Source organism: Curvibacter sp. EU05-FHT14A10, from assembly GCF_058791075.1.
This window is the reverse complement of sequence record NZ_JBYTDE010000008.1, coordinates 76,125-103,057: the sequence shown is the minus strand read 5'-3', so window position 1 is coordinate 103,057 and position 26,933 is coordinate 76,125. Positions and strand designations below refer to the sequence as shown.

The window sequence follows — 26,933 nt, the reverse complement described above, 5'->3', positions numbered from 1 at the left end:
CACGCCAGGCCATGAAAGCCCTGCTGCGCTGGAGCGCCTGCCTGTTGCTGGCCTGGTTGGCGCTGGAGCTGTTCTTTGTGCTGCGGGTGGCGACGCTGACGGTTCTGGACCCGGCCTCCACCGCGTTCCAGCGCTCTGAGGCGGTGCGCATCCGGCGCGAAACCGGGCACCTGCGCTGGCAGCAGCAATGGGTGCCCTATGGCCAGATTTCAGACCACCTCAAGCGGGCGGTGATCGCCTCCGAGGACGATGGCTTCACCCAACACGACGGTGTGGACTGGGACGCCATCCAGAAGGCCTGGAAACGCAATGCCCAGGCCGAGGCCCGCGTGCAGAGCCTGCGCCCTGGCAGCGCCAGCAAGACGCGTTCGCCCAAGGTGGTGGGGGGGTCGACCATCACCCAGCAACTGGCCAAGAACCTGCTGCTGTCGGGCGAGCGCACCCTGCCGCGCAAAGCCCAGGAGCTGATGCTGACCCTGTTGCTGGAGGCCTTTCTGGACAAGCAGCGCATCCTGGAGATCTACCTCAACAGCGTCGAATGGGGTGAAGGCGTGTTTGGGGCCGAGGCTGCAGCCCAGCACTACTTCCGCAAGCCGGCGGCCCGCTTGAGCCCCGCCGAAGCCGCCCGTCTGGCCGTGATGCTGCCGCGGCCCAAGTACTTTGAACAGATGCCCAACTCACCCTACCTGGCCAGCCGCAGCAGCGTGATCCAGGGCCGGATGAGCAACTCGATCCTGCCCTGAAAGGGGCGCTCACAACATCGTCTGTCCTGTGGGCGGCAAACCGCGCAGGCGGCGCTCGCGTCGCTCCAGGTTGCGGCGCCAACGTTCGATGCCCAGCACCAGACGCCGAGCCCCATAGCGCAAGGTCACCTCTGCAACCTCCCGCAGGGACAGACGCCGCCACGCGATGCCCAGGTCATGGCGCCACATGGCGCTGCACACCGAGCTGAGAAAGGTCAGGGGCAGGCGCCCGCGCCGGTGCAGGGCCACCCGGGCATAGGTGGGCAGAAACAAGCTGGCCGGGTACTCACGGCGGTCCACGAACTGCGTGGGGTACAGGCCGATCGGTTGCAGCAGGCGGCCGGCCGGATCGAATTGCACACTGCTCAGGTCCAGGGCCTGCTTGTCATCAAAACGCACGGCCCAATGGTCGACAAAATCGTCCTGCCCCACCACGCGCCAGCGCAGCAGCGTGACGGCCAGACCCCGCTTGTGGGCGTCCAGGGCCAGATCCAACGACGCCGAGAAGCAGCGCCCACGCGCCTGCACCAGAGAGCGCTGGCGATGACGGGCGGCCAGACGCAGCAGCAGACGTTGCTGCTGCGTGGCAAGGCCTTTGTCCGCGCCCGAGCCCCCTGCTCTCAAGTTCATGGAGGATGTCCCATCGGAGGTAAAGGTAACAATTGTAAATCCGCGATCACATTCACACGATCTGACCCTGGTCAGGGTTTGCCAAGTTGCTCCTGAACCAGTCCCTGCGTGAGACCCTCTACACTGGCGGCCTCATGAGAATTCTTGGCATCGACCCCGGTCTGCAGACCACCGGCTTTGGCGTGATCGACGTTCAGGGTTCACAGCTGAGCTACGTGGCCAGCGGCACCATCAAGACCACCCACCTGGCCTTGGGCGACCTGCCCGGGCGCCTTAAAGTGCTGTACGACGGCATCCGCGAGGTGAGTGCCCGCTACCAGCCAGAGGTTGCCACCGTTGAAATCATCTTTGTCAACGTCAACCCCCAATCGACCCTGCTGCTGGGCCAGGCGCGTGGCGCCTGCGTGACGGCCCTGGTGTCATGCGACCTGCCGGTGGCCGAGTACACCGCCTTGCAGATGAAGAAGGCGGTGGTCGGCCACGGACGGGCGGCCAAGTCGCAGGTACAGGAGATGGTGCGCCGCCTGCTGCGACTGCCCGGCCTGCCCGGCACGGACGCCGCCGACGCCCTGGGCATGGCCATCACCCACGCCCACGCGGGCCAGGCCATGAGCCGCCTGAACGAGGCTGGCGGCACCCTGCAGCGCAAGACCCACGCGATGTACAAAAGCGGGCGCAGTTACTGATGCCCTGGGCAGGGGCCCGGGAATGGGGGGCAATTTGCCACCTGCTCGACGGTTTTCACCCGCCCGACTGGGTTACGCTCGAACTACCGCTGGCGGGGATCCTCCTGCCGGCCGGCACCGGCCAACCCATCACCCATGTTCTCCACCCTTGACGAGGCTTTCGAGCTTCCAGCTGCCGATGCAGCCTCTGCTGCCCTGGACCGCCCGGAACCGAACGCCCCAGTGACTGCCGCGCCCCCCGTGGCGCCGCTGACCTACAGCCTGGCCTTGTACAAGCCAGGCTGCAGCGTGGGCTGGCAAGGCCGGGACATGACCGTCAGCCACGTGCTGCTGCGGCGCGGACGCCTGATGGTGTACCTGCAGGGGCACCCTGACCCGGTGGAGCCCGAAAACCTCACCATGCCCCTGACCCGGCTGGTATTGCAGCGCACCGAGGAACGTTGAGCGCCGGCCGGACCCAGCCGGTGCGCCCCGCCCTCCGTGGCCACTCAAGGGCCTGCGCGATCAGGCCACCGGCTTGATCGGCACGTAGAGGTCACCCCCGGCGCGCTTGAACTCGTCGGATTTCTCGGCCATGCCCTGAGCGGCAAATTCGCGCACCTCCTGGGTGATCTTCATCGAGCAGAACTTGGGCCCGCACATCGAGCAGAAGTGCGCCACCTTGGCCGAATCCTTGGGCAGGGTCTCGTCGTGGAAGTTGCGCGCCGTGTCAGGGTCCAGGCTCAGGTTGAACTGGTCCATCCAGCGGAAATCGAAGCGCGCCTGCGACAGCGCGTCGTCGCGGGCTCTTGAACCTGGGTGCCCCTTGGCCACATCCGCCGCGTGCGCCGCGATCTTGTAGGCAATGATGCCCTGCTTGACGTCTTCACGGTCGGGCAGGCCCAGGTGCTCCTTGGGCGTGACGTAGCACAGCATGGCCGTGCCCATCCAGCCGATCATGGCGGCACCGATGGCACTGGCAATGTGGTCGTAGCCCGGGGCGATGTCGATGGTCAGCGGGCCCAGGGTGTAGAACGGGGCTTCGTGGCAGTGCTTGAGCTGCTCGGTCATGTTGGCCTGGATCATGTGCATGGGCACGTGGCCGGGGCCTTCGATCATGGTCTGGACATCGTGCTTCCAGGCCACCTGGGTCAGCTCGCCCAGGGTGTGCAGCTCGGCAAACTGAGCCTCGTCGTTGGCGTCCGAGCCCGAGCCGGGCCGCAGGCCGTCGCCCAGCGAGAAGCTCACGTCGTAAGCCTTCATGATGTCGCAGATGTCTTCGAAATGCTCGTAGAGGAAGCTTTCCTTGTGGTGAGCGATGCACCATTTGGCCATGATCGAGCCCCCGCGCGAGACGATGCCGGTGCGGCGGTTGGCGGTCAGGTGGATGTGGGCCAGGCGAATGCCAGCGTGGATGGTGAAGTAGTCCACGCCCTGTTCGGCCTGTTCGATCAGGGTGTCGCGGAAGATCTCCCAGGTGAGGTCTTCGGCCACGCCGCCCACCTTCTCCAGGGCCTGGTAGATGGGCACGGTGCCGATGGGCACCGGGCTGTTGCGCACGATCCAGTCGCGCGTGGTGTGGATGTTGCGGCCGGTGGACAGGTCCATCACGTTGTCTGCGCCCCAGCGGATGGCCCAGACCAGTTTCTCGACCTCTTCCTCGATGCTGGAGGTGACGGCCGAGTTGCCGATGTTGGCGTTGATCTTGACCAGGAAGTTGCGGCCGATGGCCATGGGCTCGACTTCGGGGTGGTTGATGTTGGCCGGGATGATGGCGCGGCCCCGGGCCACCTCATCACGCACGAACTCGGGCGTGATGATCTTCGGGATCATGGCGCCCATGGGGTTGCCCTGCAGGCGCTTTTCGCGGGCCTCGTCGGCCAGGTACTGGGCCATCCATTCACGGCGGCCGTTTTCGCGGATGGCCACAAACTCCATTTCGGGCGTGATGATGCCCTGGCGCGCGTAGTGCATCTGGCTCACGTTGCGGCCCGCCTTGGCGCGGATCGGACGGCGTTGCAGGCCCGCAGCCTCGTCACGCAAGGCTTGCAGGCGGGCATCCTCGGCATCGCCCTTCTGGCCATCGTCCAGGGCCACGCGGGCCCGGCCTTCGTAGGTTTCGGTGTCGCCGCGGCGGGCAATCCACTCGCCACGCACGCTGGGCAGGCCACGGCGCACGTCAATGGACGCACTGGGCTCGGTGTAGGGGCCCGAGGTGTCGTACACCGTGACCTGCTCGCCATTGCTGAGGTCAATGCGGCGCATGGGCACACGCAGGTCCGGGTGAAGGGCCCCTGCCTCGTAGACCTTGGTGGAGGCGGGGAAGGGTTCGCGGGTGAGCGACAGCAACTCGGCGAATTTTTCGCGGGCTTGGAGATCGGGGGCGTTCATGGTGTGGGTCCTTTCCGGCAGGCAGACTGAAAGCCCCGGAGTGAACCCTGCAACCGAGCCCCCTGGCGGGGGTGTTGCGGCCTGCCGCCCTCCGCAGGGAGGACCAGAGGCCTGAAGTTCAGCTCTTCTTACGCCGGTATTAACCGGATCAAGTTCGTCGGGTTCAGCGTGCCTGCCGGATTCGATCCAACAGCCGCCGTCTCAGCACATGGTGCACCCCGGAGCAGCGCGAAGTATACGCGGCGCAGGGTGTCGGCGTCAGGCCAGTCGTTCGAGAATCAGCACCGCAAAGAAGACAAAGGCCGCGATCAGCGTCCACTTCAGCACAGCCCAGCCCCAGCGCTTGAAGCGGGGCTGGCCGGTGCCAACATAAAACGCAAAGCAAACGGCGGCCCCCAACAGCAGCAACAGGACCAACCAGCGAAACAGCAACATGGGCGGGATCAGCGGTGGGGGACTGGCCTACCAGGCCCGGGCAGGTTGGGCAAAGCCGGCCGGTGCCTGGCGCTCGTCCTCGAAAGTGACCATGTCCCAGCACTCGGGGTGGGCCAGCAGTTCGCGCAGCAAGCGGTTGTTCATGGCATGACCCGAGCGGAAGGCGGTGTACTCAGCCAGCAGCGGCTTGCCGATCAGGTACAGATCGCCCATGGCGTCGAGGATCTTGTGCTTGACGAACTCATCGTCGTAGCGAAGGCCGTCGCTGTTGAGCACCTTGTAGTCGTCCATCACGATGGCGTTGTCCAGCCCGCCGCCCAGGGCCAGGCCATTGGAACGCAGCATCTCGAAGTCACGCGTGAAGCCGAAGGTGCGAGCGCGGGCGATGTCACGGCTGTAATTGCCACTGCCCAGGTCAAAGGCCACATACTGGCCCGTGGAATCCACCGCAGGGTGACCAAAGTCGATCTCGAAATTGAGCTTGTAGCCGTGGTAAGGCGTCAGACGGGCCCATTTGGCCTGCGCGCCCTCGCCTTCTCGCACCTCGACCGGGTGCTTGACGCGGATGAAACGCCGCGGCGCCTTCTGCAGCTCGATGCCGGCACTCTGCAGCAGAAACACGAACGAGGCCGAGGAGCCGTCGAGAATGGGCACCTCTTCGGCGGTGATGTCGACGTACAGGTTGTCAATGCCCAGACCGGCACAGGCGGACATCAGGTGCTCCACCGTGTGAACCTTGGCCCCACCAGCCGAGATGGTGGAGGCCAGCCGGGTGTCGGTCACCGCCTGAGCGGTGATGGGGATGTCCACCGGCTCGGGCAGATCGATGCGACGGAACACAATGCCCGTGTCGGGTTGCGCAGGCCTCAGGGTCAGTTCGACCCGTTGCCCGCTGTGCAGGCCGACGCCCACGGCGCGGGTCAGGGTCTTGAGGGTTCGTTGCTGCAGCATGGCTTCATTTTAAGTCCAGGCCATGCGTCGCAAGGTCGAGAGGGGTATCCAACGGATACAGCCCCCCCCCAGGACACGGCGCCCTCTGACGACGCAGTGAACCCAGCCTGCAGCGGCCCCGTCACGACCGCACAGCGAACACAGGTCAAGCCGCACCATGACCCAGATCATAGGGTCTTTACTTAATGGCCCGACCCGACTCCTCAGCCTCGGAAGTCGCGTCGAAAATACCCCTCATCCGTGTGCAAAGCGCGTCCATCGGACCGAAGAATTCATTCGGCCCCTCACTTCAATTTTCAGCCCCCTCCACCATGAACAAACTCAGTTTCAAAACCAAGATCCTGCTGCTGATGTCCATGGCCCTGCTGGCCATCGCTGTGCTGGCCATCGGCTCGCTGCTGCAGCAGCGGCGCATGATCATCGACGCCCGCCAGGAACAACTGACCACGGCCGTGCAAGGGGCCTACAGCATTGTGGCGGCCTACCAGGCCAAGGCCGCCAGCGGCGCCATGTCGCTCGAAGACGCCCAGACCGCTGCCAAGGACGCGCTGCGCGTGTCGCGCTACGGCGGCCCCGAAGGCAAGACCGAGTACTTCTACATCTGGACCCTGGACGGCAAAGGTGTCATGCACCCGATCAAGCCCGAATGGGAGGGCAAAGACATGGCCGGCCAGATCAAGGACGGTGCCGGCACCGACATCATCAAGCTGCTGGCCGACGCCATCCGCGCCAGCAAGGACGGCCGCGCCTTCGTGCCCACCCAGTTCGCCCGCCCGGGCCAGCAGACCCTGGTGCCCAAGACGCTGTATGCCATCCGCCTGGACGCCTGGAATTGGATGGTGGGCTCGGGCGTGTACACCGATGACGTGGACAAGATGGTGCGTGACACGCTGCTGTTCGACCTGGGCATCGTGGCCTTCGTGATCCTGGCCGTGGGCGGCATCGGGGTGATGGTGTCGCGCTCGGTGATCCAGCAGATCGGTGGCGACCCGACCGTGGCCATGGCGGCCATGTCGGAAGTGGCCGAAGGCAATCTGGACGTGCAGATCCCCCCCTCGCCGGCGGGCTCGTTGCTGGATGCGCTGGAGCACATGGTGGTGTCCTTGCGGCGCCTGGTGACCGAGGTGCGTTCAGCCACCGACAGCATTGCCACCGCCTCCAGCGAGATCGCCCAGGGCAACACCGACCTGTCACAACGCACCGAACAGACCGCCAGCAACCTGCAGGCCGCCGCCGGCAGCATGGAAGAGCTGACCAGCACGGTGCAACAAACCTCTGACTCGGCCCAGACGGCCAACCAGATGGCCAACTCGGCCGCCGAAGTGGCACAGCGCGGGGGTCAGGTGGTGTCGGAAGTCGTGTCCACCATGGAAGAGATCAACACCAGCAGCAAGAAGATCTCCGACATCATCGGTGTCATCGACGGGATCGCCTTCCAGACCAACATCCTGGCCTTGAATGCGGCGGTGGAAGCCGCCCGCGCCGGTGAGCAAGGCCGCGGCTTTGCCGTGGTCGCCGGTGAGGTGCGCAGCCTGGCCGGTCGCAGTGCCGAGGCAGCCAAAGAGATCAAGTCGCTGATCGGCGCCTCGGTCGAGAAGGTGGAAAGCGGCACCCGCCTGGTGGGCAACGCCGGCAACACCATGACCGAGATCGTGGCCAGCGTGCAGCGCGTGACCGACATCATCGGCGAGATCCGCGCCGCGACCTCGGAGCAAAGCCAGGGCATTGCCCAGGTGAACACCGCCGTCAACCGGCTCGATCAGATGACCCAGCAGAACTCGGCCCTGGTCGAGCAATCGGCCGCAGCGGCGGACAGCCTGCGCGAACAGGCCATGCGCCTGACCGAGGTGGTGGCCCGCTTCCGCGTGCATGGCAGCGAAGTGGCCGCGCCCCGCCTGCGGCCCGCGGCCCCCCTGCGCCCGGCCGCCCCCCGCGCCGCGCCGGCCCCGCGGGTGAGCGCCGCGCCCGCCAAGGCCCTGCCTGGCAAGGCGGCCAGCAAGGCCACCACGGCACCCGCCCCTGCGCCAACACCCGCCGCCACGCCGCGCATCAGCGCCGCACCAGCCCCCAGCGCCGAGGGCGATTGGGAATCTTTCTGAGCGGTTGTCAGGGGCCGCGAAACCGCCCGTGCCCCTTGCGCCAACCGTCCAGCCGGCCCCGCTCCGGCTGACCGGCGGGCCTTCCTAGAGTGGCTGCTTTCTGTTTACAGGATGCAGCCCCATGAAAACACCGACCTCACCCCGCCTGAGCCTCTGGCTCTCACTGGCCCTCTTGCTGTCCAGTTGCGGCGGCAGCGACGCCCCCCCGGCCCCCCAGCTGCACGTGCAGCAGGTCACTGTGTTCGGCGACAGCCTCAGCGATGTGGGCACCTATGGTCCTTTTGCTGGGGATTCCTCCCAACCCGGCAAGTTCACGGTCAACCCGGGCCAGGTCTGGGCCGAAGTGGTGGCGGCCCGCTATGGCGTGAAACTGACACCTCGGCGCCTGGTGGGCGACGGCGCCCAGGCCCAGGTGGTGGGGGGCAACGACTACGCCGAGGGCGGTGCCCGCGTGGCCCTGCTCCCCGGTGTGAGCGCCCTGGGCCGAAATGATGACGTGACACCGGTGCGGGCTCAGATCTCGGCCCGCCTGGCCCAGGGGCCGATGGTCAAGGGCGAGCTGGTTCTGCTGGCGGCCGGTGGCAACGACCTCTTTGCCCAGTTCGATGCCGCGTTCTGGTCACGCCCGCCCGGGCTGGACGAAGACCAGGCACTGGCCCAGGGCACGGCGGGTGTCGAGAAGGCGGCCGACGATCTGGCCGCCGAGGTGCAACGACTGCTGCAACACGGTGCTCCGCTGGTGGTGCTGGGCCTGGCCCTCGACTTTTCCAACAACCCATTTGCGCAGCGTTGGCTCGATGAGAAACAGCGACGCCAGGTGCGCGCCTGGGCGCAGCGCTTCGAACAGCGCCTGCAGGCCGCCCTGGGTCAGCCACCCGGCCTGGTCTGGGTCGACTGGGGCCCGCTGGGGGAACGCCTGCTGACCCAACCCGCCACCTATGGCCTGATCGACGTCCAGACCCCCGCCTGCACCAACACCGTCCCCTCGGCCAGCGCCGTCTTTTGCTCGGCCCAGACCCTGGTGCAGCCCGATGCGGCCGAACGCTTTCTGTATGCGGACGATTTCCACTTCACGCCCCGAGGCCACGCCCTGCTGGCTGAAGAGGTGCTGAAAAAACTCGAGGCCCTGGCACATTGACGTGCACAGGGCCTCGTGGCTTGGGTCGCAGACCACCCAGGGTGGCCTGTGAGGGCTTGATCAGTCGGCTTGCTTGCGCAGGAAGGCCGGGATCTCCAGGTCGTCCATGCCGCCCGACACCAGGGCATCGACCTTGGCGGCGGCCTGGGTGCGGTTGGTGCGCCACACGCTGGGCACGCTCATGCTGCCGTAGTCCGAGCCCCCCACGGTGCTGCCCATGCCCACCTGGGCCACACCGGCCACGCTGCCGCCCGACGAGGCCACGGGCAGGTTGAAGCCGACGTTGTCGGTGCCAGTGCGCAGCACTTGCAGCGGAGGCGCGGCACGGCGGGCGTTCTGACGGCTCAGGCCGGTGGCGACCACGGTCACGCGGATGTTCTCACCCAGCGAGTCGTCGTAGGCGGCGCCGTAGATCACATGCGCATCGGGCGATGCGTAGGCATTGATGGTGCTCATGGCCAGCTTGGACTCGGACAGCTTCAGGCTGCCCTTGGCGGCGGTCACCAACACCAGCACGCCCTTGGCACCCGAGAGGTCGATGCCTTCGAGCAGCGGGCAGGCTACAGCCTGCTCGGCAGCGATGCGGGCGCGGTCAGGACCGCTGGCCACGGCCGTGCCCATCATGGCCTTGCCGGGCTCACCCATCACGGTGCGCACGTCTTCAAAGTCGACGTTCACATGGCCGTACTCGTTGATGATTTCGGCAATGCCACCCACGGCGTTCTTCAGCACGTCGTTGGCATGGGCGAAGGCTTCGTCCTGGGTGATGTCGTCACCCAGCACGTCGAGCAGCTTCTCGTTGAGCACCACGATCAGCGAATCGACATTGGCCTCGAGTTCGGCCAGACCGTCGTCGGCATTGGCCATGCGGCGCTTGCCTTCCCAGTCGAAGGGCTTGGTCACCACGCCGACGGTGAGAATGCCCATTTCCTTGGCCACGCGGGCGATCACAGGCGCGGCGCCAGTGCCGGTGCCACCGCCCATGCCGGCGGTGATGAACAACATGTGTGCGCCCGAGATGGCGGCACGGATGTCTTCCAGGGCCGCCTCGGCGGCATCGCGCCCCTTGTCGGGCTTGCTGCCGGCACCCAGGCCGCTCTGGCCGAGCTGGATGGTGCGATGGGCCGCGCTGCGGCCCAGGGCCTGAGCGTCGGTGTTCGCACAGACGAATTCAACGCCCTGCACATGACGCTGGATCATGTGCTCCACGGCGTTTCCGCCCCCCCCGCCAACACCAATCACCTTGATCTGAGTGCCCATGTTGAACTCTTCAACTTCGATCATTTCGATGGTCATCTTGTTGCTCCTGAATCTGCCTGCTTTGCAATTGCCAAAAATTTTTACTGACGGAATTGTGACTTGCCTTGAGCGTCTTATGGCGGTCCTGTAGAGTGCCAGCGCTCCTTTTTTTGCAGTGGCGGGCTACCTCTGGCCAGCCAGGGTTTGCGAGGCGGCGGCCCCAGGGCCGGCACCCCTGAATACAGGGTGCTGCCAGCCATGAGAAAGGGCCGCAGGGCCATGTCAGAAGTTCCCCACGATGAAGTCCTTGAAGCGACCGAAGGCCGTCTTCATGGAGCCACTCTTCTGCGCCACCTTGAAGCCGCGGATACGGGCCTGGCGGGCTTCTTCCATCAGGCCCATCACGGTGGCCGCGCGCGGCTGGGCCACCATGTCGGACAGGGCGCTGGCGTACTTGGGCAGGCCACGGCGCACGGGCTTCAGGAAGATGTCTTCGGCCAACTCGACCATGCCCGGCATCACGGCGCTGCCGCCGGTGAGCACGATGCCCGAGGACAGCACCTCTTCGTAGCCCGACTCGCGGATCACCTGCTGGACCAGCGAGAAGATTTCCTCGACACGCGGCTCGATCACGCCGGCCAGAGCCTGGCGGCTCAGCATGCGCGGGCCGCGATCGCCCAGACCCGGCACCTCGACCTGGGTCTCGGCGTCGGCCAGCAGTTGCTTGGCATAGCCCGACTCGACCTTGATGTCTTCGGCATCCTTCGTCGGCGTGCGCAAGGCCATCGCGATGTCGCTGGTGATCAGGTCGCCCGCGATCGGGATCACGGCGGTGTGGCGGATCGCGCCATTGGTGAAGATGGCCACGTCGGTGGTGCCGGCGCCGATGTCGACCACGGCCACTCCGAGCTCGCGCTCGTCATCGGTCAGCACCGCCTGGCTGGAGGCCAGCGGGTTGAGCATCAGCTGCTCCACGTCCAGGCCGCAACGCCGCACGCACTTGATGATGTTCTCGGCCGCACTCTGGGCGCCGGTCACGATGTGCACCTTGGCCTCCAGGCGCAGGCCGCTCATGCCGATCGGTTCCTTGACGTCCTGGCCGTCGATCACGAACTCTTGCGGCTCGACCAGCAGCAGGCGCTGGTCGGTCGAAATGTTGATGGCCTTGGCGGTCTCCACCACCCGAGCCACGTCGGCCGGGGTGACCTCCTTGTCCTTGACGGCCACCATGCCGCTGGAATTGAGGCCGCGGATGTGGCTGCCGGTGATGCCGGTGTAGACACGCGTGATCTTGCAGTCGGCCATCAGCTCGGCTTCCTTGAGCGCCTGCTGGATGCTCTGCACGGTGGCATCGATGTTCACCACCACGCCGCGCTTCAAGCCATTGCTGGGGGCCACACCCAGGCCGGCCAGCTTGAGCTCGCCCCCAGGCAGGACCTCGGCCACCACCGCCATGACCTTGGCAGTGCCAATGTCCAGGCCCACCACCAGATCCTTGTATTCCTTTGCCATATGTTTACCTGTTCTATTCTGTGTTGGTTGGGTCGGTGTTCTTTGTTCTTATTTCTTGGGCTGTTCGGCGCTGACCGTGGTCACGCCGCGCAAGCGCAGGGCATAGCCTTCGGTGTGGCGCAGATCGGCCGATTCAAGCGAGCCCGGGTGCCGCCCGTAGCGCGAGGTGACCTGGGTCAGGGTGGCCACAAAACGGCGCGTGCGGGCCAGCACTTCATTGATGCTGCCACTGCCCAGCTCGATCGCAGCGCCCGAATCGAGCGTGGCACGCCAGCCCCCGCGCGGGGTCAGTTCGAGTTCAGCCAGGTCGAGCTCGACCTGCTTGAGGATGGGGCGCAGGCGGCCATACATGTCGAGCACCTCGACCGACTGGCCGGCCGGGCCGTACAGGCGCGGCAGGTCGTCCTGATCCACATCGTCCACATTGGCTTCGAACACCTCGCCGAAGCTGTTGAGCATGCCCGAGCCGCTTTCCGGGCCCCACAAGGCCACCGGCACGTGCTCTTCGAGGGTGATCTGCAACTGATTGGGGAACTGGCGCCGCACCGCCGCATGGCGCACCCAGGGCACCCCCTCGAAGGCCTCGCGCACCTGACGCAGGTCGACGGTGAAGAAATTGCCCACCAGCTTGTGCGCCACATTGGCACGCAGCGTGACCGCGTTGTTGTGCGTGAATTCGCCCTGCACCGACAGGCTGCCGATGGAGAACGCCGGGTGCCGCAGCACCCACCAGCCGCCCGCAGCCACGACCAGGGCGACACAGCCCATGAACAGGACCGAAGCGGTCAGGTTCATCAGCTTGACGTCCAAGGGTACGGCCAGGGGATCACTCATGGCGCATCAGGCTCCGGCCAGAGGTTTGGCGGGGCTGTCGAGCGTGGCCGTGGCCAGCACCTGCAGGCACAGGTCTTCATAGCTCAGACCGGTGGCACGGGCCGACATCGGCACCAGCGAATGGCCCGTCATGCCCGGCGAGGTGTTCATCTCGAGCAGGAAAGGCTTGCGGTCGCTGGCGCGGATCATCAGATCAGCACGGCCCCAACCCCGGCAGCCCAGGGCACGGTACGAGGCCAGCACGATGCGCTGGATCTCAGCCTCTTCCTCGGGCGGCAGGCCGCTCGGGCACTGGTACTTCACGTCGTCGGTGAAGTACTTGTTCTGGTAGTCGTAGGCGCCTTCGGGGGCGACGATGCGGATCACCGGCAGGGCCCGGGCCTCGGCACCGGTGCCCAGCACCGGGCAGGTCACCTCTTCGCCCTCGATGAACTCTTCGCACAGCACATCGGGGTCGTAGCGGGCCGACAGGGTGACCGCGTCCTGCATCTGCGAGTAGCCACGCACCTTGGTCACGCCGATGGACGAGCCTTCGCGCGGGGGCTTGATGATCAGGGGCAGGCCCAGCTCATCGGGCACCTGACGCACCAGCTCGCGGGTCTGCTGCTCGGGCGAGAGCCACACATAACGCGGCGTGGGCAGGCCCTCGGCGCTCCACAGGCGCTTGGTCATGACCTTGTCCATGGCCACACTGGAGGCCATCACACCCGATCCGGTGTACGGGATGCCCAGCAACTCAAGGGCCCCCTGCACCGTGCCGTCTTCGCCGTGGCGGCCATGCAAGGCGATGAAGCAGCGTTGAAAGCCGTGCTTCTTGAGCTCGCTGAGATCGCGCCCCGCCGGATCGAAGGGGTGGGCGTCCACACCACGCGACAACAAGGCCTGCAGCACGCCCTGGCCCGACATCAACGACACCTCACGCTCGGCCGAGGTACCGCCCAGCAGCACCGCCACCTTGCCCAATTCACTTGCCTGGATGTTCATCACCCCTGCCCTCCGACATCGCTCACCACACCCTGCACACCCGCGGCACCCTGAGGTGCCTGCTGTTGCAGCCACTCGACCACCTTGGCCGGCACCCCGCCGATGGAGCCCGCACCCATGCACATCACCACGTCGCCGGCGCGGGCGTTGCGGGCAATGGCCTGGGGCAGTTCTTCAACCCGGTCGACAAACAGCGGCTCGACCTGGCCCGCCACGCGCAAGGCGCGGGCCAGGGCTCGGCCGTCGGCCGCCACGATGGGGGCCTCGCCGGCGGCATACACCTCGGTCAGCAGCACGGCGTCAGCGCGGCCGATGACCTTGATGAAGTCCTCGAAGCAGTCGCGCGTGCGGGTGAAGCGGTGCGGCTGGAAAGCCAGCACCAGGCGACGGCCCGGAAACGCGCCGCGTGCGGCCGCCAGGGTGGCCGCCATTTCCACCGGGTGGTGGCCGTAGTCGTCGATCAGGGTGAAGCGGCCACCGTCAGCCGAGGGCAGTTCGCCATAGCGCTGGAAGCGCCGGCCCACGCCCTTGAACTGGGCCAGGCCGCGCAGCAGGGCCTCGTCTGGAATGCCCAGTTCGACGGCCACCGCGATGGCCGACAAGGCATTGAGCACGTTGTGTTCACCGGCCAGGTTCAGCACCACGGGCAGGTCCGGCAGGGTCACGCCATTGCGGCGCTGCACGGTGAAATGCATCTGGCCGTCCACGGCGCGCACATCGACGGCGCGCACCTGAGCGTCCTCACCGAAGCCATAGCTGGTGATGGGGCACTGCACGCGGGGCATGATCTCGCGGATCGCCGGGTCGTCAGAACACAGGATGGCCGTGCCGTAGAAGGGCATGCGGTGCAGGAAATCCACAAAGGCCGACTTCAGCTTGTTGAAGTCGTGGCCGTAGGTCTCCATGTGGTCGGCATCGATGTTGGTCACCACCGCCATCACCGGCAGCAGGTTCAGGAACGAGGCGTCCGACTCGTCGGCCTCAACCACGATGTAGTCGCCGCTGCCCAGCTTGGCATTGGCGCCGGCGCTGTTGAGGCGGCCACCAATCACAAAAGTGGGGTCCAGGCCGGCTTCGGCCAGCACGCTGGTGACCAGGCTGGTGGTGGTGGTCTTGCCGTGGGTGCCGGCGATCGCGATGCCGCGCTTGAGGCGCATCAACTCGGCCAGCATGACGGCGCGCGGCACCACCGGAATGCGTTTTTCACGGGCCTTCAGCACCTCGGGGTTGTCGGCCCGCACCGCGGTCGAGGTGACCACGCAGTCCACCTCGTCGAGGTGGGTCGCATCGTGACCCACGAAGGTGCGGATGCCCAGGCCCTGCAGGCGGCGCAGGGTGGCGCTGTCGGCCAGGTCGGAGCCCGAAATGGTGTAGCCCAGGTTGTGCAGCACTTCGGCAATGCCGCTCATGCCGGCCCCGCCGAGGCCCACGAAATGGATGTGACGGATGGCGTGCTTCATCGGGCCAGCTCCTCACAGGCGCTCACCACCTCAGTGGTGGCTTCAATTTTTTGCATCTTCTTGGCTTGCTCTGCCCGCGCCAGCAGGTCGGCGCGGGTGGTTTGGAGAATCAGCCCGGCCAGGTGCTCGGGCGTGAGTTCGGTCTGCGGCAACAGCCAGCCCCCGCCCGCTTCGACCAGGAAGCGGGCATTGGTGGTCTGGTGGTCGTCCACCGCATGGGGGAAAGGCACGTACACCGCTGCGGCGCCCACGGCCGCGATCTCGGTCACGGTGCTGGCGCCAGCGCGGCAGATGATCAGGTCGGCCTGGGCAAAGGCGGTGGCCGTGTCGTCGATGAAGGGCGTGAGCTCGGCCTGCACGCCGGCGGCGCGGTAGGCCTCGCGCAGGGCGTCGATCTGCTTGGCGCCGCTTTGGTGGATCACCTGTGGGCGCTCGGCCTCGGGGATGAGGGCCAGCGCCTGCGGCACGGTGTCGTTCAAGGCCTTGGCGCCCAGGCTGCCGCCCACCACCAGCACCCGCAGGGGGCCGTTGCGCCCGGCAAAACGCTCGGCGGGGCTGGCTTGCGTGGTGAAACCCGCGCGCAGCGGATTGCCCACCCAGCGGCCCTTGGCCATCACTTTCGGGAAGGCGGTGAACACGCGGTCGGCCACACCGGCCAGGATCTTGTTGGCCATGCCGGCCACCGAATTCTGCTCGTGCAGCACCAGGGGTTTGCCCAGCAGCACGGCCATCATGCCGGCCGGAAAGGTGATGTACCCGCCCAGGCCCACCACCACATCAGGCCGCACGCGGCGTACCACCTGCAGGCTTTGCCAGAAGGCCTTGAGCAGGCGCAGGGGCAGCAGGACCAGGGTCTTCAGACCCTTGCCGCGCACGCCCGAGAAGTCCACCGTCTCGAAGGTGAAACCACGCGGCGGCACCAGCCGGCTTTCCATGCTGTCGGGCCCCCCCAGCCAATGCACGCGCCAGCCGCGCTCGCGCAGGGCTTCGGCCACGGCCAGGCCGGGGAAGATGTGGCCACCGGTGCCACCCGCCATGATGAGGGCGGTCTTGGCGCTCATACGCGGCCTCCCTTCATCATCACCTTGTTCTCGTAATCGATGCGCAGCACCACGGCGATGGTCACCAGGTTCATGAGCACCGCCGAGCCGCCATAGCTCATCAGCGGCAGGGTCAGGCCCTTGGTGGGCAAGGCGCCCAGGTTCACGCCCATGTTGATGAAGGCCTGGAACCCCATCCAGATGCCCACGCCCTGCGCCACCAGACCCGGGAACACCCGGTCGAGGGCGATCGCCTGGCGGCCGATGTGCATCATGCGGCGCGTCATCCACAGGAACAGGCCGATCACGCACAACACGCCCACCAGACCGAATTCTTCGCCGATCACGGCCAGCAGGAAGTCGGTGTGGGCCTCGGGCAGCCAGTGCAGTTTCTCGACACTGCCGCCCAGACCGACGCCGAAGATCTCACCGCGGCCAATGGCAATCAGCGAGTGCGACAGCTGATAGCCCTTGCCCAGGGCGTTGTGCTCGCTCCAGGGGTCGAGGTAGGCAAAGATGCGTTCGCGCCGCCAGGGTGAGGCGGCAATCATCAGGCCGAAGGCGCCCACCAGCACCGCGGCAATCAGGAAGAACATGCGCGCGTTGACGCCGCCGAGAAACAGAATGCCCATGGCGATCACGGCGATCACCATGAAAGCGCCCATGTCGGGCTCGGCCAGCAGCAAGGCCCCCACCAGGGCCACGGCGGCCCCCATGGGCCAGACGGCCTGGAAGAAGCGCTCCTTCACTTCCATCTTGCGCACCATGTAGTCGGCCGCATAGAGCAGCACCGCGAACTTGGCCAGCTCAGAGGGCTGAAAGCTCAACGGGCCCAGTCCGATCCAGCGGCGCGCGCCATACACCACCTTGCCCACGTGCGGGATCAGCACCATGATCAGCAGCAGCAGCGAGACCACGAAAAGCCAGGGCGCGGCCTTTTCCCACACCTTCATGGGCACCTGGAAGGTCAGCAGTGCGGCCACAAAGCCCATCACCAGCCACAAGGCGTGGCGGGTCAGAAAGTAGGTCGGTGTGTAGTTGGCAAAGCGCGGGTTGTCGGGCATGGCCACCGAGGCCGAATACACCATCACCAGGCCCCAGGCCAGCAGGGCCACCGTGACCCAGACCAGCGCCTGATCCACCCCCAGCATGCTGGCGCGCATCGGCTCGCCACGCCCCTCGTCGGCCGACCAGGTGCGCACGGGCAGCACCTCGCCAGCGGCTTTGGAGACGCCGCTGAACCAGCCCGAAAGCCGGCCCGACAGGCTGAGGGAGGCGTTGCGCGTGTTCATGCGAAGCCGCCCTCCAGGGTCTGGCCCGCCTCTTCGGCCAGCAGTTGAACCGTGTCGCAGAACACGCGGGCCCGGTGGGCGTAGTTGTCAAACATGTCGAGGCTGGCGCAGGCCGGCGACATCAGCACGGCATCGCCGGGCTGAGCCAGTTCGGCTGCGAGGCGCACGGCCTCGGGCAAGGTGGCGCAAGTGTCGCAACGCACGCCGCTGTCTTGCAGGGCAGCGCCGATCTGCGGGCCATCACGGCCGATCAACACCACCGCGCGGGCAAATCGGCTGACAGGTTCGGCCAGAGGCGAGAAGTCTTGCCCCTTGCCGTCGCCCCCCAGGATGACCACCAGGCGCCGGTCGGCGCCCAGGCCCTGCAGGGCCGCCACGGTGGCGCCCACGTTGGTGCCCTTGCTGTCGTCAAAGTACTCGACCTCGCGCACCAGGGCCACCGACTCGACCCGGTGCGGCTCGCCCAGGTATTCGCGCAGGCCATAGAGCATCGGGGCCATCGCACACCCTGCCGCGCAGGCCAGGGCCAGTGCGGCCAGCGCGTTGGTGGCGTTGTGGCGGCCACGGATGCGCAAGGCATCGGCGGGCATCAGGCGCTGGATGTGCAATTCTTCGGCTTCGTCCTTGCGGCGCTTGCGGGTCTCATCGGCCTCCAGGGCGCGCACCAGCCAGGCCATGCCATTGACCACCTCGATGCCGAAATCGCCCGGGCGCTGCGGCATGCCGGCGCCGAAGGTCACGTGGGCCCGGACCTGGGGCTTTTGCAACTTCACCCGCAGCGGGGCCGGCAACATGGCCATCACCATCGCGTCGTCGCGGTTGAGCACCATCAGCGAGCGCTCGCCGAACACCCGGGCCTTGGCCTGGGCATAGGCCTGCAGGCTGCCATGCCAGTCAAGGTGGTCTTGTGTGACGTTGAGCACGGTGGCAGCCGTCGGCTCGAAGCCTGAAATGCCGTCGAGTTGGAAGCTGGACAGCTCCAGCACCCACACCTGGGGCATGGTGCCGGCGTCCAGGTGCTGCTGCAGCGTATCGAGCAGGGTGGGCCCGATGTTGCCAGCCACCGCGACGGTCTTGCCCGCCCGCTCGACCAGCTGGCCGGTCAGCGAGGTGACGGTGGTCTTGCCATTGGTGCCCGTGATGGCCAGCACGGCCGGGGCGTAGCCCTGGGCCGCACGGACCGGTGGCTCGGGCTCGGCGGCGGCCTCGGGCAAGGCTTCAGAAGCAGGCTCGGTGTCGGTGTCGGTGTCGGTGTCGGTGTCGGTGTCGGTGTCGGTGTCGGAAGGCACGTCGGCCGGGGCTTCGTCCACCTTGGCCAGTTGGGCCAGTGCGTGGTTGAACAGGCTCAGTTCGCCCCCCACCCACAGGCCCGCAGCACGCGCCGGATCGCACACCACCGCCACCGCAGCAGGCGACAGGCCGGGCGAGCGGAACACGGCACGCACATCGCGGCCCTCGACCAGGGCGGCACTGAAGGGGCCACCGACAAAGCGGACCTGGGGCCATTCGGCCTGCAGCGCGGCCAGTTGCGGCGGCTGCTCACGGCTGTCGGCCACCGTCACCCGGGCGCCCTGGCGCGCGCACCAGCGCGCCATCGCCAGGCCGGAAGCCCCCAGGCCCAGGATGAGGACAGGCTGATCTTGCAGGGAGGACGGGCTCACGGCTTACCTCAGCTTCAGGGTGGTCAGGCCCAGCAGGCACAACAGCATGGTGATGATCCAGAAGCGGACCACGACCTGGGTCTCTTTCCACCCGCTTTTCTCGAAATGGTGGTGCAGCGGCGCCATCTTGAGCAGGCGCCGACCCTCACCGTACTTGCGCTTGGTGTACTTGAACCAGCTCACCTGCAGCATCACCGACAAGGCCTCGACCACGAAGATGCCGCCCATGATGGCCAGCACCACTTCCTGGCGCACGATGATGGCGATGGTGCCCAGGGCACCGCCCAGGGCCAGGGCCCCGACGTCGCCCATGAAGACCTGGGCCGGGTGGGTGTTGAACCACAGAAAGGCCAGGCCGGCGCCGGCCATGGCCGAGCAGAAAATCAGCAATTCGCCCGAACCCGGGATGTGCGGGAACAGCAGGTACTTGCTGTAGACAGCGCTGCCGGTGACATAGGCAAACACGCCGAGCGACGAGCCCACCATCACCACCGGCATGATGGCCAGGCCATCCAGGCCATCGGTCAGGTTGACCGCGTTGCTCGATCCCACGATCACCAGGTAGGTCAGGATCACGAAGCCGAACACCCCCAGCGGGTAGCTGACCTCTTTGAAGAAGGGCAGCAGCAGACCGGCCTTGGGCGGCAGGTTGACGTCAAAGCCAGAACGCACCCAGGTGATGAACAGCTCGAACACGCGCAGGTTGGACACCTCGGAGATGCTGAACACCAGGTAAAGCGCCGCCAGCAGGCCGATCACGGATTGCCAGAAATACTTTTCACGCGAGCGCATGCCCTCGGGGTCTTTGTTGACCACCTTGCGCCAGTCGTCCACCCAGCCGATGGCGCCGAAGCCCAGGGTGACCAGCAGCACGATCCAGACGAAACGGTTGCTCAGGTCCGACCACAGCAGCGTGGAGATGGCGATCGACAGCAGGATCAGCACACCGCCCATGGTGGGGGTGCCGCTTTTGCTGAGGTGGCTTTCCATGGCGTAACCGCGGATCGGCTGGCCGATCTTGAGGGCGCGCAGGCGGCGGATCACGGCCGGGCCGGCCAGCAGGCCGATCAGCAAGGCCGTGGTGGCGCCCATGACGGCGCGAAAGGTCAGGTACTGGAACACCCGGAAAAATCCGAACTCGGGCGACAGCGTCTGCAACCATTGGGCAAGACTCAGCAGCATGGTTGCTTCTCCTCAAATACAAACACAGTCTCAGGGCAGCGGTGCATGGGACACCTCCTGAGCGGGGCGGGTGGCGGCTTCGATCGCCGCAATCACGCGCTCCATCTTCATGAAACGAGACCCCTTCACCAGCACCGAGGCACAGGTCGGCAAGGCCGCCAGCACCTCGTCGCGCAAGGCGTCGAAATCGGTGAAATGCCGGCCACCCGCATAGGCGCGGGTGGTTTCGGCGGTCAGTTCGCCCAAGGTCAGCACCTGATCGATGCCGCGCTCACGGGCATAGGCGCCCACCTCGGCATGGAAGGCCGGGCCCTGCTCGCCCACCTCGCCGAAGTCGCCCAGCACCAGCAGGCGCGGCGCAGGCAGGCTGATCAGCACATCGATGGCCGCGCGCACCGAATCGGGGTTGGCGTTGTAGGTGTCGTCCACCACCGTCAGCGGGTGGGCGGAAGCGCCCTCACCCAACAAGGCCTGCCAGGCGCGCGAGCGCCCCTTCACCGGGGTGAAGGCGGCAATGCCTTGTTCGATGGCCGCCACCGGCACGCCGGCGCCCAGGGCACAGGCCACGGTGGCCAGCGAGTTGCGCACGTTGTGCAGGCCGGCCAGGGCCAGGGTGTAATTAAGCTCGCCCGCCGGGCTGTGCACCTGCACGGCCCAGGCCGCGCCGGTCCAGCGGGCCGCGCGCAGCGTGACCTCGGCGGCCACGCCCTCGGTGGCCGAGAAGCGCAGCAGCCGGGCTGTCGGTCCGGCCAGATCGGCCCACAAGCCGGCATAGGGCTCGTCCGCCGGGAACACCGCCACGCCGCCGGGCATCAACTGGGTCAGCACCTGACCATTTTCGAGGGCCACGGCTTCGACCGTGCCCATGAACTCCTGGTGCTCGCGTTGGGCGTTGTTGACCAAGGCCACGGTGGGCGCGGCCAGCGGGGCCAGGTAGGCGATCTCGCCGGGGTGGTTCATGCCCAGCTCGACCACGGCCGCCCGGTGTTCGGGGCGCAGGCGCAACAGGGTCAGCGGCACGCCGATGTCGTTGTTGAAATTGCCGGCCGTGGCCAGCGCGGCCTCGCCCCAATGGGCGCGCAGCACCGAAGCCAGCATCTGGGTGGTGGTGGTCTTGCCATTGCTGCCGGTGACCGCGATCAGCGGGCCCGTGAAGCGCCGGCGCCAGGCTGCGGCCAGGGTACCCAGGGCCAGTCGGCTGTCTGCCACTTCGACGCCGCTCAGGCCGGCCTCGCTCAGGCCGCGTTCAGCCAGGATCGCGCGGGCGCCGGCCGCGGCGGCCTGGGGCATGAAGTCGTGGGCATCGAAACGCTCGCCGCGCAGGGCCACGAACAGATCGCCAGCCTGCAGGCTGCGGGTATCGGTGTGCACCCGCAGCAAAGGGGTGTCGGGCTGGCCCAGCAGGCGCGCGCCAGGCAAGGCGGCGGCCACTTCAGCCAGGGTGAGCATGCAGGTCGTCAAAGGCCTTCTCCGTTGTGGCGCAGGGCCTCTTCAATGATCTTCTGGTCGGAGAACGGCTGGCGCACGCCTTCGATCTCCTGGTAAGCCTCGTGGCCCTTGCCGGCCACCAGCACGACATCGGCTGGGGCGGCCTGGGCCAACACCTCGCGGATGGCGGCCGCCCGGTCCACCTGCACCTCCACGCAGTGGCGATGGCTCAGGCCCAGCAGGATCTGGCTGATGATGAGCTCTGGCTTTTCGAAGCGCGGGTTGTCGCTGGTCACCATGACCATGTCGGCCTCTTTCTCGGCCACCGCCGCCATCATCGGGCGCTTGATCGGGTCACGGTCACCCCCGCAACCAAACACGCACCAGAGGCGCCCACCGCGTTCGGTGGCTGCCGGACGCAGGGCCTGCAAGGCTTTTTCGAGCGCATCGGGGGTGTGTGCGTAGTCGACCACCACCAGGGCTTGGCCATCGCCACCCCGGCAGTCCATGCGGCCAGGCACCGGCAGCAGGGTCTGGCAGACCGCCACGGCGGCGTCCAGCGGCACGCCCAGGGCCCGTTGGGCGGCGATGACGCCGAGCAGATTGCTGACGTTGTAGGCACCGATCAGCGCGGTGTGCAGGGTGTGCGTGTGCTCGCCCTCATGGATCTCGAAGCTGAGCCCGCGTGCGCCAAGGCGCAGGCCGCTGGCGCTCAGGCGGGCCGGCCCTTGCAGGGAAACGGTCCAGAGTTCGAGGTGGCCGGCCTTCAGGCGCTCAGCCAGAGCGGCGCCCTGGGGATCGTCCACATTGACCACGGCGGCCCGCAATCCCGGCCAGTTGAACAACGCCGCTTTGGCCTGCCAATAGGCCGCCATGCTGCCGTGGTAGTCGAGGTGGTCCTGGGTGAAGTTGGTGAACAAGGCCACACTCACGCGGCAGCCATCGAGTCGGTGCTCGGCCAGGCCGATGGACGAGGCCTCGATCGCGCAGGCCTTCAAGCCCTGGCTCACGAAGCTGCGCAACTGACGCTGCAGCAACACCGGGTCAGGGGTGGTCATGCCGGTGCCGCTGATGTGTGCCAGCGGATCGGCCGCGCCGGGGACCGGCACCCGGCCGGTCCCCAGCGTGCCAACCATGGCGCAGGGTCGGGCCAGGCCGGCGGGCAGGTTGGACAGGGCCTGGGCCAGCCACCAGGCGGTGGAGGTCTTGCCGTTGGTGCCGGTGATGGCCAGCAAATCGAGTTGTTCGCTGGGGTGCTCAAACCACTGGGCGGCGAGGGGGCCGGTGGCCGCCTTGAGGCCTTCGAAACGAGCCACGGGCGCGTCAAGCGGCCAGTCGGCCAGGGCCTCCAGACCGCTGCCTTCAACCACGCAGGCCACCGCCCCCTGGGCCAGGGCCGCACGCACATAACGGCGCCCGTCGGTGGCCGCACCGGGCCAGGCGATGAAGGCGGCCCCCGGGGCGAGTTGACGGCTGTCGGGCACGATATCGGTCGCGCCCTTGGCTCGCAGCCAGGCCACCAACTCGGCAGGGCTTTGGAGAGGCTTCAGCATCAGAAGGACTCCTCGACTTCCTGCGCCACCACCTGGGGCTTGACCGACAGGTCCGGCTGCACGCCCATCATGCGCAGGGTCTGCTGGACCACCTCGCTGAACACCGGGGCGGCCACGGTGCCACCGTAGTATTGGCCGGCACTGGGCTCATCGACCATCACACCCACGATGATGCGGGGCTTGTCGATGGGTGCCATGCCCGTGAACCACGAACGGTATTTGTTGCTGGCGTAACCCTTGCCGACCTGCTTGTGTGCCGTGCCCGACTTGCCCCCAACCGAGTAGCCCACGGTCTGGGCCTTCATGCCGGTGCCGCCCGGGCCGGCCGCCATCTGCAGCATCTTGCGCACGGCGGTAGCGGTCTGGGGCGAGAACACCTTGACGCCGCTGGCGCGGCTGTCGCTCTTGAGGATGGTGGCCGGAATGATCTCGCCGTCATGCGCAAACGCGGTGTAGGAACGCACCATCTGGAACAGCGAAGCCGACAGGCCGTAGCCGTAGGACATGGTGGCCTGTTCGATCGGGCGCCAGCTCTTGTAGGGACGCACCCGGCCCGACACGGCGCCGGGGAAGGAAATCTGAGGCTTCTGGCCGAAGCCGAGTGCCGAGTAGGTGTCCCACATCTCGTGCGGGCTCATGCGCTGGGCGATCTTGGTGGCGCCCACGTTGCTCGACTTCTGGATCACCCCCTCGACCGTGAGCACGCCGTAATTGTGGGTGTCGGTGATGGTCGAGCCGGTGATGGTGAGGCGGCCCGGGGTGGTGTCGATGATGGTCTGGGGCGTGATGCGACCCGCCTCCAGGGCCATGCCCACGGTGATGGGCTTCATGGTCGAGCCAGGCTCGAAGGTGTCGGTCAGGGCGCGGTTGCGCAGTTGCTCGCCGCTCAGGTTCTGGCGCTTGTCGGGTTGGTAGCTGGGGTAGTTGGCCAGGGCCAGCACTTCACCGGTGCTGGAGTCGATGACGACAACACTGCCTGCCCTGGCCTTGTTCGCGATCACGGCCTCGCGCAGGCGTTGGTAGGCAAAGAATTGCACCTTGCTGTCGATGCTGAGTTCGATGTCACGGCCATCCATCGGGGGGATCTGCTCGCCCACGTCTTCCACCACGCGGCCGAGGCGGTCCTTGATCACGCGGCGTGAACCGGGCTTGCCGCCCAGGTCTTTGTTGAAGGCCAGCTCGATGCCTTCCTGACCCTGGTCTTCGACATTGGTGAAGCCGACCACGTGGGCGGCGCTTTCGCCCTCGGGGTACTGGCGCTTGTATTCCTTGCGCTGGTAGATGCCCTTGATGCCGAGTTCGGCCACCTTGCGCGCCACGGGTTCATCGACCTGGCGCTTGATCCAGACAAAAGACTTGTCTTCGTTTTCGAGTTTCTTGTTGAGCTCGGCCAGAGGCATCTCGATCAGGCGGGCCAGTTCACGCAGCTTGACCGGGTCGCGGTCCACGTCTTCAGGGATGGCCCACAGGCTGGGCGCCGGCACGCTGGAGGCCAGGATCAGGCCATTGCGGTCCAGGATGCGACCACGGCTGGCCGGCAGTTCGAGCGTGCGCGCAAAGCGAACCTCGCCTTGACGTTGGAAGAAGGCGTTGGCCACCACCTGGATGTAGGCGGCGCGGGCCGCCAGCCCCAGAAAGCCGAGCGCCACCACGGCCACGATGAACTTGCTGCGCCAGACCGGGGTCTTGCTGGCCAGCAAGGGGCTGGAGGTATAGAGCACGCTGCGGCTCATGGCTTGCCCTTGGCAGCGTCGCCCTGGGCGTCGGCCTGGGGGCCGCCACTGTACTGGACGTATTGGGTGATTGACGGCGTGGCATTGCGCATCTGCAGCTGCGTGCGGGCCAGTCGCTCGATGCGCGAGGGCGTGGCCTGGGCACGCTTCTCGACTTGCAGGCGGTCGTTCTCGAGTTCGATCTTGCGCGCCTCGGCCTGGGCCCGGTCCAGCGCCATGAACAGGCGACGCGACTCATACTGGTTGTGCACCAGGTACAGCGCGCTGAGCACGATGGCCACCAGCAGGACCAGGTTGAGACGGGTCACGCGCGCAGCCCCCCACAGCCAAGGGCTGCAGCCAAGGTGACGACGGGCTGGCGCCAAGCGCTCATGCCACCTCCGTGCGTTGGGCCACCCGCATGATGGCGCTGCGTGCGCGCGGGTTGCGGGCCACTTCGGCCTCACCAGGCTTGATGCGGTCCAGCGCCTCGAACTTCATGGGCTGCGGCGCGGCAAAGGGGGCACGACGGTCGTACACCTCTTTGGAATGCTTGGCCACGAACTGCTTGACGATGCGGTCTTCCAACGAGTGGAAGCTGATCACGGCCAGTCGTCCGCCGGGTGCCAGCACCGACAGCGAGGCCTCTAGCGCTTGTTGCAGCTCTTCAAGCTCGGCGTTGATGAAAATCCGAAGAGCCTGAAATGTGCGCGTTGCAGGGTTCTGGCCCGGCTCGCGGGTTTTGACCGTGCCAGCCACGAGCTCGGCCAGCTCGGCGGTGGTTGAAATTGGGCCCCGTTCCTGTCGGCGAGCCACAATCGCCTTTGCAATCGGAAAAGCAAACCGTTCTTCGCCGTAGTCACGTATCACCTCCGAAATCTGTTGAACTTCCGCCGTGGCCAGCCACTCGGCCACGCTCTCGCCGCGCGTGGTGTCCATGCGCATGTCCAGCGGGCCATCGAAGCGAAAACTGAATCCACGCTGCGGGTTGTCGATCTGGGGTGAGCTCACGCCCAGATCCATGAGGACACCCTGGACGCTGCCGGCCGGCAGCTCGCCCAGGTGGCAGAAACCCTCGTGCCTGATGGAAAAACGCGCATCGGAGATGCGCGCGGCTTCCTGGATGGCATCGGGGTCTTTGTCGAATGCGATCAGCCGGTCATGCGGTCGCAAGCGCGAAAGCAGAAGACGCGAGTGACCGCCGCGCCCGAACGTGGCGTCCACATAGGTGGCCGGGCTGTCGGGCGGGGGGTTGCCCAGCAAGGCGTCGACCGCCTCGTCGAGCAGGACCGTGGTGTGTTGAAAGGGGTTGTCCACCGAGGGGCCTCAAAAAGAAAAGTCCTTGAAGACCTCGGGCATGTCGCCCTGCATGGCCTTGGCTTCCTGCTCGTCGTAGGTCGCCTTGTCCCAGAGCTCGAAGTGATTGCCCATGCCCAGCAGCATGGTGTCTTTGGCGATGCCGGCAGCCTGACGCAGCTCAGGCGAAACCAGCACACGGCCGGTTCCATCCATCTCGACGTCCATGGCGTTGCCCAGAAAGATGCGCTTCCACCACTGGGCGGACATCGGCAACTCGGCCACACGCTCGCGGAATTTCTCCCATTCAGGGCGCGGAAAAATCATCAGGCAGCCATGAGGGTGCTTGGTGATGGTCAGTTGGCCAGCAGCGGTCGCGCTCAGGACGTCACGATGCCGGGTCGGCACAGAAAGCCGGCCCTTCGCATCCAGACTCAGAGACGAAGCCCCTTGAAACACGACAGCACACCCCAGGTTGATTTCCGGTGCAGAAGTGGCGAAAACAGCTTTTGAAGGCACTTTTCACCACTTAATTGCACTTTTTTCCACTGTAGCAGGAAATGCTCACGCCGCAAGAGGACTTGCCACAATTTTTTGTAATGAAATCAAGGACTTAGAGACCAAACCGAAAGTCACGCTCAGTCAAAAATCCTTCCAGGTGAAGCACTTAGCTCAGGCTCTGAAAGTG

Annotated in this window: 24 protein-coding genes and 1 riboswitch; of the genes, 5 read left to right on the top strand and 19 right to left on the bottom strand. The window is 66.5% G+C overall.

The genetic code is table 11. The annotated features are described in order from the left end of the window. The first annotated feature begins 11 nt into the window (after nucleotides 1-11). A complete protein-coding gene (gene mtgA, locus AC3WUT_RS16750; RefSeq protein WP_492348213.1) occupies nucleotides 12-743 on the top strand; it encodes a monofunctional biosynthetic peptidoglycan transglycosylase in 732 nt (243 codons plus the stop codon). A gap of 9 nt (nucleotides 744-752) precedes the next feature. Here the strand turns inward: mtgA and AC3WUT_RS16745 are convergent, their stop codons facing one another. After that, complete coding sequence (locus AC3WUT_RS16745; protein ID WP_492348212.1) at nucleotides 753-1,373, bottom strand: hypothetical protein; 621 nt, start codon at nucleotides 1,371-1,373, stop codon at nucleotides 753-755. 134 nt (nucleotides 1,374-1,507) lie between these two features. Between AC3WUT_RS16745 and ruvC the strand changes: the two genes are divergently transcribed. Next, on the top strand, nucleotides 1,508-2,059 hold the full coding sequence (gene ruvC, locus AC3WUT_RS16740) for a crossover junction endodeoxyribonuclease RuvC (RefSeq protein ID WP_492348211.1): 552 nt from the start codon (nucleotides 1,508-1,510) through the stop codon (nucleotides 2,057-2,059). A gap of 135 nt (nucleotides 2,060-2,194) precedes the next feature. Continuing rightward, nucleotides 2,195-2,503 carry a hypothetical protein gene (locus AC3WUT_RS16735; RefSeq protein WP_492348210.1) on the top strand — a complete coding sequence of 103 codons (309 nt, stop codon included), beginning with the start codon at nucleotides 2,195-2,197 and terminating at the stop codon, nucleotides 2,501-2,503. 60 nt (nucleotides 2,504-2,563) lie between these two features. On the opposite strand, the gene thiC is transcribed toward AC3WUT_RS16735, so the two are convergent. From thiC to lpxC, 3 genes are all read right to left on the bottom strand, one after another. Then, complete coding sequence (gene thiC / locus AC3WUT_RS16730) at nucleotides 2,564-4,429, bottom strand: phosphomethylpyrimidine synthase ThiC (RefSeq protein ID WP_492348209.1); 1,866 nt, start codon at nucleotides 4,427-4,429, stop codon at nucleotides 2,564-2,566. Nucleotides 4,430-4,537: 108 nt separating this feature from the next. After that, nucleotides 4,538-4,660: riboswitch (TPP riboswitch) on the bottom strand. A gap of 27 nt (nucleotides 4,661-4,687) precedes the next feature. Beyond that, entirely contained in the window at nucleotides 4,688-4,864 is a 177-nt protein-coding gene (locus AC3WUT_RS16725; RefSeq protein WP_492348208.1) for a hypothetical protein, read from the bottom strand. A gap of 27 nt (nucleotides 4,865-4,891) precedes the next feature. Further along, on the bottom strand, nucleotides 4,892-5,815 hold the full coding sequence (gene lpxC / locus AC3WUT_RS16720; RefSeq protein WP_019574093.1) for a UDP-3-O-acyl-N-acetylglucosamine deacetylase: 924 nt from the start codon (nucleotides 5,813-5,815) through the stop codon (nucleotides 4,892-4,894). A gap of 311 nt (nucleotides 5,816-6,126) precedes the next feature. On the opposite strand from lpxC, the gene AC3WUT_RS16715 reads away from it, so the two are divergent. Then, on the top strand, nucleotides 6,127-7,914 hold the full coding sequence (locus AC3WUT_RS16715; protein WP_492348207.1) for a methyl-accepting chemotaxis protein: 1,788 nt from the start codon (nucleotides 6,127-6,129) through the stop codon (nucleotides 7,912-7,914). 121 nt (nucleotides 7,915-8,035) lie between these two features. After that, nucleotides 8,036-9,052, top strand: coding sequence for an SGNH/GDSL hydrolase family protein (locus tag AC3WUT_RS16710; RefSeq protein ID WP_492348206.1), 1,017 nt, complete (start codon nucleotides 8,036-8,038; stop codon nucleotides 9,050-9,052). A gap of 60 nt (nucleotides 9,053-9,112) precedes the next feature. Here AC3WUT_RS16710 and ftsZ read toward each other — a convergent pair whose 3' ends face one another. The 15 genes from ftsZ to mraZ all read right to left on the bottom strand — a co-directional run bounded on the left by ftsZ (nucleotide 9,113) and on the right by mraZ (nucleotide 26,704). Then, entirely contained in the window at nucleotides 9,113-10,348 is a 1,236-nt protein-coding gene (ftsZ, locus tag AC3WUT_RS16705) for a cell division protein FtsZ (RefSeq protein ID WP_492348205.1), read from the bottom strand. 225 nt (nucleotides 10,349-10,573) lie between these two features. After that, nucleotides 10,574-11,803: a cell division protein FtsA gene (ftsA, locus tag AC3WUT_RS16700; protein ID WP_492348204.1), complete on the bottom strand. Its 1,230-nt coding sequence runs from the start codon at nucleotides 11,801-11,803 to the stop codon at nucleotides 10,574-10,576. A gap of 48 nt (nucleotides 11,804-11,851) precedes the next feature. Beyond that, complete coding sequence (locus AC3WUT_RS16695; RefSeq protein ID WP_492348203.1) at nucleotides 11,852-12,637, bottom strand: cell division protein FtsQ/DivIB; 786 nt, start codon at nucleotides 12,635-12,637, stop codon at nucleotides 11,852-11,854. A 6-nt stretch (nucleotides 12,638-12,643) separates the two neighbouring features. Next, nucleotides 12,644-13,621, bottom strand: coding sequence for a D-alanine--D-alanine ligase (locus AC3WUT_RS16690; protein ID WP_492348202.1), 978 nt, complete (start codon nucleotides 13,619-13,621; stop codon nucleotides 12,644-12,646). Beyond that, nucleotides 13,621-15,081 (bottom strand): UDP-N-acetylmuramate--L-alanine ligase, encoded by a 1,461-nt coding sequence (gene murC / locus AC3WUT_RS16685; RefSeq protein WP_492348201.1) that lies wholly within the window; start codon nucleotides 15,079-15,081, stop codon nucleotides 13,621-13,623. Before murC ends, AC3WUT_RS16690 begins: the two co-directional genes overlap by 1 nt. Further along, on the bottom strand, nucleotides 15,078-16,142 hold the full coding sequence (gene murG, locus AC3WUT_RS16680) for an undecaprenyldiphospho-muramoylpentapeptide beta-N-acetylglucosaminyltransferase (RefSeq protein WP_492348200.1): 1,065 nt from the start codon (nucleotides 16,140-16,142) through the stop codon (nucleotides 15,078-15,080). Before murG ends, murC begins: the two co-directional genes overlap by 4 nt. Beyond that, on the bottom strand, nucleotides 16,139-17,413 hold the full coding sequence (gene ftsW, locus AC3WUT_RS16675; RefSeq protein WP_492348199.1) for a putative lipid II flippase FtsW: 1,275 nt from the start codon (nucleotides 17,411-17,413) through the stop codon (nucleotides 16,139-16,141). Before ftsW ends, murG begins: the two co-directional genes overlap by 4 nt. Beyond that, entirely contained in the window at nucleotides 17,410-19,074 is a 1,665-nt protein-coding gene (gene murD, locus AC3WUT_RS16670) for a UDP-N-acetylmuramoyl-L-alanine--D-glutamate ligase (RefSeq protein ID WP_492348198.1), read from the bottom strand. Before murD ends, ftsW begins: the two co-directional genes overlap by 4 nt. Nucleotides 19,075-19,077: 3 nt before the next feature. Next, entirely contained in the window at nucleotides 19,078-20,256 is a 1,179-nt protein-coding gene (mraY, locus tag AC3WUT_RS16665; protein WP_492348197.1) for a phospho-N-acetylmuramoyl-pentapeptide-transferase, read from the bottom strand. Between the two features lie 30 nt (nucleotides 20,257-20,286). Next, complete coding sequence (locus AC3WUT_RS16660; protein ID WP_492348196.1) at nucleotides 20,287-21,705, bottom strand: UDP-N-acetylmuramoyl-tripeptide--D-alanyl-D-alanine ligase; 1,419 nt, start codon at nucleotides 21,703-21,705, stop codon at nucleotides 20,287-20,289. A gap of 8 nt (nucleotides 21,706-21,713) precedes the next feature. Beyond that, the gene (locus AC3WUT_RS16655) at nucleotides 21,714-23,237 is read right to left on the bottom strand and encodes a UDP-N-acetylmuramoyl-L-alanyl-D-glutamate--2,6-diaminopimelate ligase (protein ID WP_492348195.1); all 1,524 of its coding nucleotides are present in this window, start codon (nucleotides 23,235-23,237) and stop codon (nucleotides 21,714-21,716) included. Next, nucleotides 23,237-24,970 carry a peptidoglycan D,D-transpeptidase FtsI family protein gene (locus AC3WUT_RS16650; RefSeq protein ID WP_492348194.1) on the bottom strand — a complete coding sequence of 578 codons (1,734 nt, stop codon included), beginning with the start codon at nucleotides 24,968-24,970 and terminating at the stop codon, nucleotides 23,237-23,239. The genes AC3WUT_RS16655 and AC3WUT_RS16650 overlap by 1 nt, the downstream gene beginning before the upstream one ends. Beyond that, a complete protein-coding gene (gene ftsL, locus AC3WUT_RS16645; protein WP_492348193.1) occupies nucleotides 24,967-25,278 on the bottom strand; it encodes a cell division protein FtsL in 312 nt (103 codons plus the stop codon). The genes AC3WUT_RS16650 and ftsL overlap by 4 nt, the downstream gene beginning before the upstream one ends. A gap of 61 nt (nucleotides 25,279-25,339) precedes the next feature. Then, complete coding sequence (gene rsmH, locus AC3WUT_RS16640) at nucleotides 25,340-26,266, bottom strand: 16S rRNA (cytosine(1402)-N(4))-methyltransferase RsmH (RefSeq protein ID WP_492348192.1); 927 nt, start codon at nucleotides 26,264-26,266, stop codon at nucleotides 25,340-25,342. 9 nt (nucleotides 26,267-26,275) lie between these two features. Continuing rightward, the gene (gene mraZ / locus AC3WUT_RS16635; RefSeq protein ID WP_492348191.1) at nucleotides 26,276-26,704 is read right to left on the bottom strand and encodes a division/cell wall cluster transcriptional repressor MraZ; all 429 of its coding nucleotides are present in this window, start codon (nucleotides 26,702-26,704) and stop codon (nucleotides 26,276-26,278) included. Between the last annotated feature and the right edge of the window lie 229 nt (nucleotides 26,705-26,933).

Bases quoted from the DNA above. Each gene is read 5' to 3' on its own strand.
- mtgA (WP_492348213.1), top strand. From the start codon at position 12: ATGAAAGCCCTGCTGCGCTGGAGCGCCTGCCTGTTGCTGGCCTGGTTG.
- AC3WUT_RS16745 (WP_492348212.1), bottom strand. From the start codon at position 1,373: ATGAACTTGAGAGCAGGGGGCTCGGGCGCGGACAAAGGCCTTGCCACG.
- ruvC (WP_492348211.1), top strand. From the start codon at position 1,508: ATGAGAATTCTTGGCATCGACCCCGGTCTGCAGACCACCGGCTTTGGC.
- AC3WUT_RS16735 (WP_492348210.1), top strand. From the start codon at position 2,195: ATGTTCTCCACCCTTGACGAGGCTTTCGAGCTTCCAGCTGCCGATGCA.
- thiC (WP_492348209.1), bottom strand. From the start codon at position 4,429: ATGAACGCCCCCGATCTCCAAGCCCGCGAAAAATTCGCCGAGTTGCTG.
- AC3WUT_RS16725 (WP_492348208.1), bottom strand. From the start codon at position 4,864: ATGTTGCTGTTTCGCTGGTTGGTCCTGTTGCTGCTGTTGGGGGCCGCC.
- lpxC (WP_019574093.1), bottom strand. From the start codon at position 5,815: ATGCTGCAGCAACGAACCCTCAAGACCCTGACCCGCGCCGTGGGCGTC.
- AC3WUT_RS16715 (WP_492348207.1), top strand. From the start codon at position 6,127: ATGAACAAACTCAGTTTCAAAACCAAGATCCTGCTGCTGATGTCCATG.
- AC3WUT_RS16710 (WP_492348206.1), top strand. From the start codon at position 8,036: ATGAAAACACCGACCTCACCCCGCCTGAGCCTCTGGCTCTCACTGGCC.
- ftsZ (WP_492348205.1), bottom strand. From the start codon at position 10,348: ATGACCATCGAAATGATCGAAGTTGAAGAGTTCAACATGGGCACTCAG.
- ftsA (WP_492348204.1), bottom strand. From the start codon at position 11,803: ATGGCAAAGGAATACAAGGATCTGGTGGTGGGCCTGGACATTGGCACT.
- AC3WUT_RS16695 (WP_492348203.1), bottom strand. From the start codon at position 12,637: ATGAGTGATCCCCTGGCCGTACCCTTGGACGTCAAGCTGATGAACCTG.
- AC3WUT_RS16690 (WP_492348202.1), bottom strand. From the start codon at position 13,621: ATGAACATCCAGGCAAGTGAATTGGGCAAGGTGGCGGTGCTGCTGGGC.
- murC (WP_492348201.1), bottom strand. From the start codon at position 15,081: ATGAAGCACGCCATCCGTCACATCCATTTCGTGGGCCTCGGCGGGGCC.
- murG (WP_492348200.1), bottom strand. From the start codon at position 16,142: ATGAGCGCCAAGACCGCCCTCATCATGGCGGGTGGCACCGGTGGCCAC.
- ftsW (WP_492348199.1), bottom strand. From the start codon at position 17,413: ATGAACACGCGCAACGCCTCCCTCAGCCTGTCGGGCCGGCTTTCGGGC.
- mraY (WP_492348197.1), bottom strand. From the start codon at position 20,256: ATGCTGCTGAGTCTTGCCCAATGGTTGCAGACGCTGTCGCCCGAGTTC.
- AC3WUT_RS16660 (WP_492348196.1), bottom strand. From the start codon at position 21,705: ATGCTCACCCTGGCTGAAGTGGCCGCCGCCTTGCCTGGCGCGCGCCTG.
- AC3WUT_RS16655 (WP_492348195.1), bottom strand. From the start codon at position 23,237: ATGCTGAAGCCTCTCCAAAGCCCTGCCGAGTTGGTGGCCTGGCTGCGA.
- AC3WUT_RS16650 (WP_492348194.1), bottom strand. From the start codon at position 24,970: ATGAGCCGCAGCGTGCTCTATACCTCCAGCCCCTTGCTGGCCAGCAAG.